The sequence below is a fragment of the Kitasatospora sp. NPDC097691 genome (assembly GCF_040302665.1).
Classification (GTDB): domain Bacteria; phylum Actinomycetota; class Actinomycetes; order Streptomycetales; family Streptomycetaceae; genus Kitasatospora.
The window spans coordinates 31,808-43,451 of record NZ_JBEORY010000062.1; the positions used below are offsets into that span (position 1 = coordinate 31,808).

Sequence of the window (11,644 nt, forward strand, 5' to 3'; positions counted from 1 at the left end):
CACGTAGGGTGGCCACATCGACCGGACCACCTCAGGGGGCAGGAGTGACCACGGAGAACCGCAGCGACGCACGGCCCGCCCCGACGGGCGGACGGCTGCTCGCGGTGAGCGATCTGCACATCTCCTACCAGGAGAACCGCGACCTGGTGGAGAAGCTCCAGCCCACCCACCCCGACGACTGGCTGCTCGTCGCCGGTGACGTCGCCGAACTCACCACCAGCATCGAGTGGGCCCTCCGCCTGCTCGCCGAGCGCTTCGCGCGGGTGGTGTGGGTGCCCGGCAACCACGAACTGTGGACCACCCCGAGGACCCGGTCCAGCTGCGCGGCGTGGCCCGCTACGAGCACCTGGTGGAGCTCTGCCGCAGTCTCGGTGTGGTGACCCCCGAGGACCCCTACCCGGTCTGGGAGGGCGCGGGCGGACCCGTCCGCATCGCCCCGCTCTTCCTCCTGTACGACTACTCCTTCCGTGCGCCGGGCACGACCACCAAGGAGGAGTCCCTGGCGGCCGCGTACGAGAGCGGCATCGTCTGCGCGGACGAGCGGATGCTCCACCCCGACCCGTTCCCGGACCGCGACTCCTGGTGCCGCGAGCGCGTCCGGCTGACCGAGGAGCGGCTGGCGGCCTGCGACCCCGACGTTCCGCTCGTGTTCGTCAACCACTACCCCCTGGTCCGCCACCCCACCGAGATCCTCTGGTACCCCGAGTTCGCCCAGTGGTGCGGCACCGAGCTGACCGCCGACTGGCACCGCCGCTTCAACACCGCGGCGATGATCTACGGCCACCTGCACATCCCCCGCAAGACCAGCTACGACGGCGTGCCCTTCGAGGAGGTCTCGCTGGGCTACCCGCGCGAGTGGCACAAGCGCGGCCTGCCGGACCCGCTGCTGCGCGAGGTGTTCCCGCCGGCCGCGGACTGACCCGCCCCGGCGGGCCACCGCCTCGCCGTCCCCACTCCCTCCTACTCCGTCGCGATCGCCCGCAGGACGTCCAGCCGCGCCGCCCGGCCCGCCGGGCGCAGGCCCGCCACCGCGCCCGCCAGCAGCCCGGCCGCCAGGACCACGGCCAGCTGCGCGGGCGGTATCGCGAAGGACCCCGTCCCGGCGCTGTCCGAGGCCCGCACCAGGGCCCAGCCGAGGAACGCGCCGAGCCCCAGCCCGCCGACCGTCCCGAAGGCCGCCACCAGCACCGACTCCCAGCGCACCATGCCGCGCAGCTGAGCTCTGGTCTGGCCGACCGCCCGCAGCAGCCCCAGCTCCCTGGTCCGCTCGTGCACCGCCAGCGTCAGCGTGTTGGCGATGCCCAGCAACGCGATCAGCACCGCCAGCGCCAGCAGCGCGTAGACCACCGAGAGCATCGTGTCCACGCCGGAGGCCGCGCTCTTGGCGTACTCGGCCCGGTCCTGCACCTGCGGACTGCCGAAGGGCACCAGCGCCTTCTCGACCGCCGCCTTTCCGGCGCCCGGCGACACGCCGTCGCGCAGCCCGACCGCGACCACGGTGTCGGCGTCCTGCCCCCGGTGCGGGGCCCAGGCCTGCCTGGTCATCAGGTAGTCCCCGGCCAGCCCGCCGCTCTCGTAGAGCGCGCGGATGGTGAACGGGCCGCTCGCGCCGTCGGTGAAGCCCACGGTGACGGTCTGTCCGAGCCGCCAGCCGTGCTGCTGCGCCTCGCTGCGGGAGACCGCCAGCCCGTCCGTGCCGAGTGCGTCCAGCGAGCCGTCGACCCGGCCGAGGTCGACGATGCCGGGCAGCCGGGCAGGGTCGGTGACGTCCAGCGTCCGGCCGTGCCCGTCGATCCGGGCGACGCCCCGGCCGAGCCCGACCGTCTGGCGCACCTCGGGCAGCCCGGCCAGGGCGTCCGCCACCCTGGGGCTGATCCCGCTGCCGCCGGCTCCGAACGAGGCGGTGGTGACGGCGAGATCGCCCGCGAAGGACTTGCTCACCGTGTCGTCCAGGGTGGCCCTGATCGACGCGCCGAAGACGGTGAACAGCGTGACCACGGCGACCCCGATCATCAGCGCGCTCGCCGTGGCCGCCGTCCGGCGCGGGTTGCGGGCCGCGTTGCGCCGGGCCAGCACCCCGGAGACCCCGCGCAGCCTGGGCAGCGGCGCGCCCAGTGCCCGGACCGCGAAGGCCGCGGCGACCGGCCCGAGCACCACCGTGCCCAGCAGCACCGCCACCGCCCCGGCCGCCGTCAGCAGGACGGACGGACCGTCCGTCGCACCGAGGACCGCCACCGGGACGCCCCCGGCCAGCAGGAGTCCCCCGAGCGCCGAGCGGACGACGCCCGAGCGCCCCTGCGCCGCCCGGTCGACGCCGGTGTCCCGCAGTGCCGCCAGCGGAGCCGTCCGCCCGGCCCGGACGGCCGGCAGCAACGCCGAACCCACCGCGACCAGCGTTCCGACCGACAGCGGCAGGAGGACGGCGGCCGCGCTGATCACCATGCCGCCGGTCGGCAGGGCGAAGCCGAGCACCGAGAACAGCGCCTTGAGTCCGGTCGCCACCCCGATCCCGCCCAGCAGCCCGCCGAGCGAGGCCAGCAGGCCCACCGCCAGCGCCTCCGCCAGCGTCGCCCCGAGCACCTGGCCGCGCACCGCGCCGAGCGCCCGCAGCAGCGCGTTCTCCCGGCTGCGCTGGGCGACCACGATGGCGAAGGTGTTGTGGATGGTGAACGTCGCCACCAGCAGCGCGATCCCGGCGAAAACCAGCAGCAGCGTGGTGAACATGGTCAGGAACCGCCCGGACAGCAGCTGGGTGGACTCCTGGGTGGCCGCCGCACCGGTGATCGCCTGGACGCCGGCGGGCAGCCGCGGGGCGATCCGGTCGACCAGCTCCCGCTGCGAGACCCCGCCCGCCGCCCGGACCTGGATCGAGGAGGCCTGCCCCGCGCCCTTGGGCGTGAGGTGGCGCTCGGCGTCCGCGAAGGTCATCGCGGTGAAGGTGCTCGGCCCCATGCCGTCCGCGCTCGCCCCGAAGGTGGCGATGCCGACGACGGTGACCGGCACCGGATCGGGGGTGCGCAGCACGGTGGTCGAACCGAGGTGCAGCCCGCCCGTCCGCGCCGCGCCGCGGTTCACCACCACCTCGCCCGGAGCGGCCGGTGCCCGGCCCTCGGCCAGTCGGTACGGGTTGAGCCGGCCGTCGGCGAGCCAGTTGCCCGCCAGCGTGGGCGGGCCCTGACCGCCGATCGGTTTGCCGTCGCTGCCGATGAGTTGGCCCGCGCCCTGGACGGAGGGCTCGGCGGCGGCCACGCCCGGAACCGAGCGCAGCCCGTCGGCGAGCGCCGCCTCCACCGGCGCCCGCACCCCGCCGGCCGTGCCCTGGGAGTCCAGGACGTCGGCGCTGCGGACCACGACGTCGGTGCCCGCGTTGGCGTCGGCGAAGAGGGTGTCGAAGTTGGCGCGCAGGGTGTCGCCCAGCACCATGGTGCCCGTCAGGAAGCTCACCCCGAGCAGGATGGACAGCAGGGTGCCGGCCAGCCGCCGCCGGTGGGCGCGCAGCGAGCGCAGGCTGAGGCGGAGCGTGACCGGCATCATGCGCGCGCCTCGCTTCGCCCGGCAAGGGCATTCGCCCGTGCGCGCCGTTCGACGACCTGCTCTGCCCCGGCCACCGTCCGGGGGCACCTCCCCGCAGGACCGGGGCACCTCCCCGCCGTCCGTGGACACCTCCACCGCTCGCTCATGACCGCCCCCGTTCGAAGGCCTTCATCCGGTCCAGCACCAGGTCGGCGCTGGGCCGCTCCATCCGGTCGACCAGCCGGCCGTCGGCGAGGAACAGCGCCTCGTCGGCCCAGCCGGCGGCCGTCGGGTCGTGGGTGACCATGACCACGGCCTGCCCCATCTCGTCCACCGCCCGGCGCAGCAGGCCGAGCACCTCGCCGCCGGTGCGGGAGTCGAGGTTGCCGGTCGGCTCGTCGGCGAAGACCACCTGCGGACGCCCGGCCAGCGCCCGGGCCACCGCGACCCGCTGCTGCTGGCCGCCGGAGAGCTCGATCGGGCGGTGCTGCAGCCGGTCACCGAGGCCGACCACGTCGATCAGCGTCTCCAGCCAGGCCCCGTCGGGGGTGGCCCCGGCCAGGTCGAGGGGGAGGGTGATGTTCTCCCGGACGGTGAGCGTGGGCACCAGGTTGAAGGCCTGGAACACGAAGCCGATCCGCTCCCGGCGCAGCAGCGTGAGCCGCCGGTCGCTCAGCGAGCCGAGCTCGGTGTCCCCGATCCAGGCGGTGCCGGCGGTGAGCGTGTCCAGCCCGGCCGCGCAGTGCATCAGGGTGGACTTGCCGGAGCCGGAGGGGCCCATGATCGCGGTGAAGCGCCCGGCCGGGAACTCCACCGTGACATGGTCCAGCGCCCGGACCTCGGTGCCGCCGACGCCGTGGATCTTCACGGCGTCGGCGACCCGCGCGGCGGTGCCGCGTACGACGTCGAGGGTGGTCACCTGGCACCGCCTCCCCGGGTGTCCTCCCGGGCCGACTCGCTGAGCACGGCCCGCTTGGCGCGGTACTCCTCGGCGTCGATGTCGCCCTCCGCGTAGCGGCGCCCCAGGACGGCCAGCGGGTGCTCCGCGGCGGATCCGGCGCCGTACCCGAAGCCGCAGCCGCGACGCCGCCAGACCGTGCGGCGCAGCACCACGATCACCAGGAACACCACGGCGATCCAGACCAGGGGGATCAGCAGGATCCACGGCCCGGGCCCGTGCCAATCGGCCAGCTGCGTGTACATGGTGGGTCATCTCCTCGGCTGTGGGCCTCCAGGACCTCGGGCGGTTCCCGAGGTGCCTTGAGCGTCCCGCCGAGGGGTCTCATCGCGCGTCCTACCGGCAGCGGCAGTCGGGATACTCCCGGGAGAGTACGGACGGCCGGTGACACGCCGGGCCGGGAGTAGCCAGGGCCGGTGACACGCAGGGCCCGGAGTAGCCGCACCGGGACGGCCGCTCTCCCCGGGAAGGGCCGCCGGAAGGGCCCTCCGCCGCACGGCCCGCCCCGGAAGGGCCGTCAGCCCAGCCAGCCCGGCCGCACCAGCCCCGACTCGTAGGCCAGCACCACCAGTTGCGCCCGGTCGCGCGCCCCGAGCTTCACCATCGCCCGGCTGACGTGCGTCTTCGCCGTCAGCGGGCTGACCACCAGGCGCCGGGCGATCTCCTCGTTGGACAGCCCCATCCCGACCAGCGCCAGCACCTCGCGCTCCCGCTCGGTCAGCGCCGAGATGTCCGTGAGCCCCTTCGGCGCGGCCTCGGGCGCCTTGGAGCGGGCGGCGAACTCGCCGATCAGCCGCCTGGTCACCCCCGGCGAGAGCAGGGCGTCCCCCGCGACCGCGACCCGGATCGCCCGCAGCAGGTCGGCCGGCTCGGTGTCCTTGACCAGGAAGCCCGCCGCCCCGGACCGCAGCGCCTCGAAGACGTACTCGTCCAGCTCGAAGGTGGTCAGCACGACCACCCGTACGGAGGACAGCGCCGGGTCCTCGGCGATCCTCCTGGTCGCCTCCAGGCCGTCCATCCGTGGCATCCGGATGTCCATCAGCACGACGTCCGGCACGAGTTCGCGGGCGAGCTGCAGCGCCGCCTCCCCGTCGTCCGCCTCGCCGACCACCGTGAGGTCGTCCTGCAGGTCGAGCAGGGCCCGGAAGCCCGCCCTGACCAGCAGTTGGTCATCCGCCAGCAGTACCCGAATCACTCACTCCCCGCCTTCGGTGTCGGCAGCTCCGCCCGGACCCGGAAGCCGCCGCCGGGCAGCGGCCCCGCCGTGATGGTGCCACCGAACGCGGCCGCGCGTTCCCGCATCCCGACCAGTCCGCTGCCGGACCCTCCGACGTCCGCGACCACGGCCGGGCCCGGGTCCTCGACCCGGACCACCAGCACCGCGGGATCCCTCCAGTCCAGCACCACGACCGCCTGCCGGGCCGCCGAGTGCCGGATGACGTTGGTGAGCGCCTCCTGGACGATCCGGAAGGCGGTGAGGTCGACGGTTGCGGACAGCGCGCGCCGCTCGCCGCGCTCGTGCACCTCGGCCTCCAGGCCCACCCGGTCGGCCTGCGCGGTGAGTTCGTCCAACCGGTCCAGCCCCGGGGCCGGACCGCGCGGCGCCGCCCCGGGCCCGCGCAGCGTCGCGAGCACCTGGCGGACCTCACCGAGTGCCTCCTTGCTGGTCGACTTGATGGTGACCAGCGCAGTGCGGGCCTCCTCCGGCCGCCGGTCGAGCAGCGCGAGCGCGACCCCCGCCTGGATGTTGATCAGCGACAGACTGTGCGCCAGGATGTCGTGCAACTCCCGGGCCATCTTGAGCCGTTCCTCGTTCGCCCGGCGCTCCTCCAGCTGCTGCCGGTAGGCCCGGTGGGCGGCGATCCGCTCGCGCCGGAACCGGACGATCTCGGCGATCGCCATCACCAGCAGCAGCCAGGCCAGCAGGCCCAGTTCCTCCTGCCAGGCGACCCCGTGCCCGGGTGCGCGCTGCCAGCTCTCCGGCAGCACGAAGGTCACCAGCACGTGCACCAGGTACACCCCGGCCAGGCCCGCCCAGGCCGCCCGGCGGTGCCCGGCGCCGATCGCCACACTGCAGGCGATCAGCCAGCTCAGGAAGACCGGCCCGTACGGGTAGCCGGCGGCCAGGTAGGCCGCGGTGGCCACCGAGGTGCCGGCCACCACCGCCACCGGCCGCCGCCGGCGCAGCACCAGCAGGGCCGGCCCGAGCAGCAGCAGCACGTAGCCGAACGCGTCCAGCGGGGCGCGCCCGGGCTGGTTGTGCGCGGCGAAGGTCGAGCCGACCACCTGGACCGCCGCGACGCCGACCGCCAGCCCCACCGGCAGGCGCGCCCGCACCCACGGCGGGCGCCACGGCTCGGGCGGCTCGCGGTGCTCGGGCGGCTCCGACGGCGAGCGCGGCACCGACCGCTCCGGCCGCTCCGACGGCTCGCGCGACGCACGCGACGCACGCGGCTCGCGCTGCTCGCGCTGCTCCGGATCCGGTTCCGGTGACGGGGACATGGGCGGCATCATGCCCGAAACGCTAGACCCGGGTTCCGCTCCGACGCGTCCTCCACCGGTGGCGTTCGGGCGTACTCCCGCCGGAGTACGCCCGCACCCGTCCCTGCTCCCCTCAGCGTCCCGCGGCGGCTGCAGCCTGTGCCTTCTCCTCCGCCTCCTCGAAGGTCGCCGACGTCTCCGGCCGCGCCATCGTCACCACCAGCTCGCCGTCGCTCACGTCCGCGATCAGCGTGTCCCCCTCTTGTACGGAGCCGGCCAGCAGCAGGTTGGAGATCCGGTTGTCCAGCTCCGACTGGATCGTCCGGCGCAGCGGCCGGGCCCCGAACTCCGGCTGGTACCCGCGGTTGACCAGGTACTCCTTGGCCGCCTCGGTGACCTCCAGCCGGACGTCCTGGGCCCGCAGCCGACGCCGACTGCGCTCCAGCAGCAGGTCCACCACCGACAGCAGGTCCTTCCTGGTGAGCGCGTGGAAGACGATCACCTCGTCGATCCGGTTGAGGAACTCCGGCCGGAAGTGCTGCCGCAGGTCGCGCATCAGGTCGTCGCGCAGCGCTGGATCAGGAGCTCCGCTCCTGGCATCGACGTTCCCCGCCCGGTCCAGGATCCGCTGCGAGCCGATGTTGCTGGTCATGATCACCACGGTGTTCCGGAAGTCGACCGTACGCCCCTGGGAGTCGGTCAGCCGCCCGTCGTCCAACACCTGGAGCAGCAGGTTGAAGACGTCCGGGTGCGCCTTCTCCACCTCGTCGAAGAGCAGCACGCTGTACGGCTTGCGGCGCACCGCCTCGGTCAGCTGCCCGGCCTCGTCGTAGCCGACGTACCCGGGCGGGGAGCCGACCAGCCGGGAGACGGTGTGCTTCTCCTGGAACTCGCTCATGTCGAAGCGGATCATCCGGTCCGGGTCGCCGAACAGCAGCGCCGCCAGCGCCTTCGCCAGCTCGGTCTTGCCGACGCCGGTCGGGCCGAGGAAGAGGAAGGAGCCGGTCGGCCGCTCCGGGTCGCCCATCCCGGCCCGGCCGCGGCGCACCGCCTGGGCGACGGCGGTGACCGCCTCGTCCTGACCGATCACCCTCTCGTGCAGGTGCTGCTCCAGTTTGAGCAGCCGCTCCTTCTCGGTCGCGTTCAGCTCCGCGACCGGGATGCCCGTGCGGGAGGACAGCACCTGCGCGATGTCGTCGGCCGTCACGTCGACGACCTCCTCGCGGGACTCGGCGATCGCCGCCAGCTCGTCCTCGGTCTGCCGCAGCTCGGTCTTCAGGTTGGCGGCCCGGACGAACTCCTCGTCCGCGACGGCCTCCTCCAACTCCCGCCTCAGCTTGGTGATCCGGTCCTGCACCCCGGTCGCCTCGGTGGACCCGCTCAGGCTACGCAGCCGCACCCGGGCACCCGCCTGGTCCAGCAGGTCGATCGCCTTGTCGGGCAGGAAGCGGTCGCTGACGTACCGGTCGGACAGCGTCGCCGCCGCGTCCAGCGCCGCGTCGGTGAACCGCACCTGGTGGTGCGCCTCGTAGGCGTCGCGCAGCCCCTGCAGGATCTCGACGGTCTCCTCGACGCTCGGCTCGGGCACCAGCACCGGCTGGAAGCGGCGCTCCAGCGCGGCGTCCTTCTCCACGTGCCTGCGGTACTCGTCCAGCGTCGTCGCGCCGACCACGCTCAACTCACCGCGGGCGAGCGCCGGTTTGAGGATGTTGCCGGCGTCCATCGAGCCCTCGCCGCCACCGCCCGCGCCGACCACGGTGTGCAGCTCGTCCAGGAACAGGATCACGCTCTTCTCGGCCGCCGTGACCTCGTCGATCACGCTCTTCAACCGCTCCTCGAACTCGCCCCGGTACTTGGAGCCGGCCACCAGCGCGGTCAGGTCGAGGGTGACCACCCGCTTCTCCCGCAGGCTCCGCGGCACGTCCCCGGAGACGATCCGCTGGGCCAGGCCCTCGACGATCGCGGTCTTGCCGACGCCCGGCTCGCCGATCAGTACCGGGTTGTTCTTGGTCCGCCGGGAGAGGATCTCGACGGTCTGCTCGATCTCCTCGGCCCGCCCGACCACCGGGTCCAACCGGCCCGAGCGCGCCTCCTCCGTGAGGTCGCGCCCGTACTCGTCCAGCGTCGGCGTCTCGCTCGGCCGCGCGCCCGCACCGCCGCGCTCGCCGCCGGCGCCGCGCGCCTCCAGCACCGACTCCAGCGACTCCTGCGAGGGTGCCGCGTTGCGCAGCGCCACACCCGCGCCCGAGCGCTCCTGGTCCAGCAGCGCGCCGAGGATGTGCTCCGGCCCGATGTACGAGGCACCGGCCGCCTGCGAACGGGCGTGCGCCGCGAGCAGCGCGCGCTTGGCCGCGGGGGTGAGCGCCGGCTGCCCCTCCACCCTGCCGGCACCGCCGGACGGCAGGGCGTGCTCCAGGTCCGCGGACAGCTGGTCGGGGTCGATGCCCGCGCGTTCCAGCATCCGCCGCGAGAGGTCCACCCGGGTGGCCGCCCAGGCCAGGTGGGCGGTGTCGAGGTCGCTGGAACCGTCCTCGGCCGCACGCTGCGCCGCCAGCGCCAGCAACTCCTGCGAGGACTCGCTGAGCAGCCGCCCGATCGGCACCCGCTGCACGGCGGGCGGGGAGGCCATCGGGCTCATCCCGAAGAACCGGCTGAGCAGGTCGGAGAACGGATCGTTCGATCCGAACGGGGGCATGGTCACGACGAGTCACCTCTCCCAAGCGGTTTGCAGCCACACAAACACAGGCCGCACGACCTCGCCCCTCGAGCCGGACGTCACCATGACACGCCGTGACACGCCGTCCGCCCCGGTCCCGCGGACGCCCCGCCCGGCCCTCCCGCCGCCGCGGTGTCAGCCCGTGAAACGGTCCAGCAGCACACCGCCGCTGTACGTCACCGCCATCGCCAGCAGCCCGCCCGCCACATTGCGCCCCACCGCCCGCGCCGGACCGGCCCCGCCCATCCTGGCGCTCGCCCAGCCCGACAGGGTGAGCGCGGCCACCACCGACACCACCGTCACCGGCAGCCGCCACGACTCCGGCGGCAGCAGCACCGCCAGCAGCGGCACCAGCGCGCCCAGCGTGAACGCGGCCGCGCTGGCCAGCGCCGCCTCCCAGGGATTGGTCAACGCCTCCGGGTCGATGCCGAGTTCGGTCTGCGCGTGGGCCGCGAGCGCGTCCCGCTCGGTCAGCGCCACCGCCACGTCCCGCGCCAGGTCGTCCGTCAGCCCGCTGCCCCGGTAGTAGTCGGTGAGTTCGTCGAGTTCCCCCTCCGGGTCCTCCGCCAGCTCCCGCCGCTCCTTCGCCAACGCAGCCCGCTCGGTGTCCCGTTGAGTGCTGACCGACACGTACTCGCCGGCCGCCATCGACATCGCCCCCGCCAGCAGCCCGGCCACCCCGGCCGCCAGCAGGGCCGTCCGCGAACCGGCCGCGCCCGCCACACCGGTCACGATGCCGGCCGTCGACACCACACCGTCGTTGGCCCCCAGCACCGCCGCCCGCAGCCGGTTCAGGCGCGACGACAGCTCCGCCCGCGTCTCCCCGACCTGCTCAGCCATCCGTCCAGCGCTCCCAGGGGTCCGGCCTCAGAAGCATGCCCGACCCCCCGATCCTCGCCCTGCACCCGCGCCCCCGCCACCCGCAGCCGCACCTCCGCCGACAGCCCGTCCGGCAGCCACGCCTCCCGGCCCAGCACCACACCCACCGACCGCTCGACGAGCTCGTGCCCCGCCACCTCAACGACGGCGCCCGCACCAACTGCTGACCCGACACCGGCGCCAACGCCTTCCGCAGGTCCTCCGGGCCCCGGTAGAGCACCCCGGCCATCCCCAACGCCACCGCCGCGTCAACGCTCTCCTGCCGGTCGTCGACGACAGGCACAGCTCCGGCGCCGCCCCCGCGCGCTCCACGGCGATCTCGTAGATCCGCCGCTCCGGCTTGGCGCTGCCGACCACGGACCTGTTCACCACCTCGTGCGCCAGGTCCTCGTCCAGCCACAGGTCGCATTGGTCACCAGCACCAAGCGGCAGTGCTCCCGCACCCTCCGCAGCATCCCCACCGCGACCTCGTCCGCCCGGAACGGCGAGTTCGCGAACGCCCGCCCCACCACCCCCGGCCGCGGGTCCGCACCCGGCACCCGGGAGCCTTGGCAAGGCCAACGTCGGGTGCCCAGAAACCCGTCGCCCGCCCGGGCCGGACCACCGAATGCCGGGTCGCCCCGGCCATCGTGCTCGACATGCGGCAGGACCGGATCGTAGGCCCGCTCCGGCCCGAATCGACTTCGGCCAGCCGGCGCCTGCCACCGTGGAGCCGGCGCAGCGACGCCGCGGTGGGCCGGCGAACGCCTACAGCGTTACCCAGGACACCCGCCGGGAGGCACTGGGGCACGCGGACCGGTTGCTGAGGAGCCGCCGGACGGCCGGCTGACATCAGCGGCTGCCGTCAGTCACTGATGTCAAAAGGCCCGCAGCATGATCGCTGCGGGCCTCTTGCGCTGGTGGGCGCGGACGGTTTCGAACCGCCGACATCTGCTTTGTAAGAGCAGCGCTCTACCACTGAGCTACGCGCCCCCGTTCGTGGCCCGGCGGGCGCACGACGAGTGCCTAGGGTACCTGGTCCCGGGGGGTGGTGTGGGCCAGGCGGTCGGGTGGGGCGCGGGCGGGGCTGGGAGGGGCAGGCCGGGGTGGGAGGGGGT

8 protein-coding genes, 1 tRNA gene and 1 pseudogene are annotated in these 11,644 nt (G+C 74.3%); 2 read left to right on the forward strand and 8 right to left on the reverse strand.

Annotated elements, in window-relative coordinates:
* Positions 1–44: 44 nt before the first annotated feature.
* Positions 45–919: pseudogene (locus ABTY56_RS31770) on the forward strand (metallophosphoesterase family protein).
* 41 nt (positions 920–960) lie between these two features.
* Here the strand turns inward: ABTY56_RS31770 and ABTY56_RS31775 are convergent.
* The 7 genes from ABTY56_RS31775 to ABTY56_RS31805 form a co-directional block, all read right to left on the reverse strand.
* The gene (locus ABTY56_RS31775) at positions 961–3,531 is read right to left on the reverse strand and encodes an ABC transporter permease (RefSeq protein ID WP_350632839.1); all 2,571 of its coding nucleotides are present in this window, start codon (positions 3,529–3,531) and stop codon (positions 961–963) included.
* Between the two features lie 145 nt (positions 3,532–3,676).
* Positions 3,677–4,432, reverse strand: coding sequence for an ABC transporter ATP-binding protein (locus tag ABTY56_RS31780; protein WP_350632817.1), 756 nt, complete (start codon positions 4,430–4,432; stop codon positions 3,677–3,679).
* On the reverse strand, positions 4,429–4,716 hold the full coding sequence (locus ABTY56_RS31785; protein ID WP_350632818.1) for an SHOCT domain-containing protein: 288 nt from the start codon (positions 4,714–4,716) through the stop codon (positions 4,429–4,431). The genes ABTY56_RS31780 and ABTY56_RS31785 overlap by 4 nt, the downstream gene beginning before the upstream one ends.
* A gap of 272 nt (positions 4,717–4,988) precedes the next feature.
* On the reverse strand, positions 4,989–5,666 hold the full coding sequence (locus ABTY56_RS31790; protein WP_350632819.1) for a response regulator: 678 nt from the start codon (positions 5,664–5,666) through the stop codon (positions 4,989–4,991).
* Positions 5,663–6,973 carry a sensor histidine kinase gene (locus ABTY56_RS31795; protein ID WP_350632820.1) on the reverse strand — a complete coding sequence of 437 codons (1,311 nt, stop codon included), beginning with the start codon at positions 6,971–6,973 and terminating at the stop codon, positions 5,663–5,665. The genes ABTY56_RS31790 and ABTY56_RS31795 overlap by 4 nt, the downstream gene beginning before the upstream one ends.
* A gap of 112 nt (positions 6,974–7,085) precedes the next feature.
* Positions 7,086–9,647 carry an ATP-dependent Clp protease ATP-binding subunit gene (locus ABTY56_RS31800; RefSeq protein ID WP_502893228.1) on the reverse strand — a complete coding sequence of 854 codons (2,562 nt, stop codon included), beginning with the start codon at positions 9,645–9,647 and terminating at the stop codon, positions 7,086–7,088.
* A 156-nt stretch (positions 9,648–9,803) separates the two neighbouring features.
* A complete protein-coding gene (locus tag ABTY56_RS31805) occupies positions 9,804–10,508 on the reverse strand; it encodes a VIT1/CCC1 transporter family protein (protein ID WP_350632822.1) in 705 nt (234 codons plus the stop codon).
* Positions 10,509–10,543: 35 nt separating this feature from the next.
* On the opposite strand from ABTY56_RS31805, the gene ABTY56_RS31810 reads away from it, so the two are divergent.
* Positions 10,544–10,714, forward strand: a complete 171-nt coding sequence (locus ABTY56_RS31810; RefSeq protein WP_350632823.1) for a hypothetical protein — start codon at positions 10,544–10,546, stop codon at positions 10,712–10,714.
* A gap of 730 nt (positions 10,715–11,444) precedes the next feature.
* Here the strand turns inward: ABTY56_RS31810 and ABTY56_RS31815 are convergent.
* A tRNA-Val gene (locus ABTY56_RS31815) sits at positions 11,445–11,519 on the reverse strand.
* Positions 11,520–11,644 lie beyond the last annotated feature (125 nt).

Excerpts from the sequence above, each read along its gene's own strand:
- ABTY56_RS31775 (WP_350632839.1), bottom strand. The coding sequence starts at position 3,531 with ATGCCGGTCACGCTCCGCCTCAGCCTGCGCTCGCTGCGCGCCCACCGG.
- ABTY56_RS31785 (WP_350632818.1), bottom strand. The coding sequence starts at position 4,716 with ATGTACACGCAGCTGGCCGATTGGCACGGGCCCGGGCCGTGGATCCTG.
- ABTY56_RS31795 (WP_350632820.1), bottom strand. The coding sequence starts at position 6,973 with ATGTCCCCGTCACCGGAACCGGATCCGGAGCAGCGCGAGCAGCGCGAG.
- ABTY56_RS31800 (WP_502893228.1), bottom strand. The coding sequence starts at position 9,647 with ATGCCCCCGTTCGGATCGAACGATCCGTTCTCCGACCTGCTCAGCCGG.
- ABTY56_RS31805 (WP_350632822.1), bottom strand. The coding sequence starts at position 10,508 with ATGGCTGAGCAGGTCGGGGAGACGCGGGCGGAGCTGTCGTCGCGCCTG.
- ABTY56_RS31810 (WP_350632823.1), top strand. The coding sequence starts at position 10,544 with ATGCCCGACCCCCCGATCCTCGCCCTGCACCCGCGCCCCCGCCACCCG.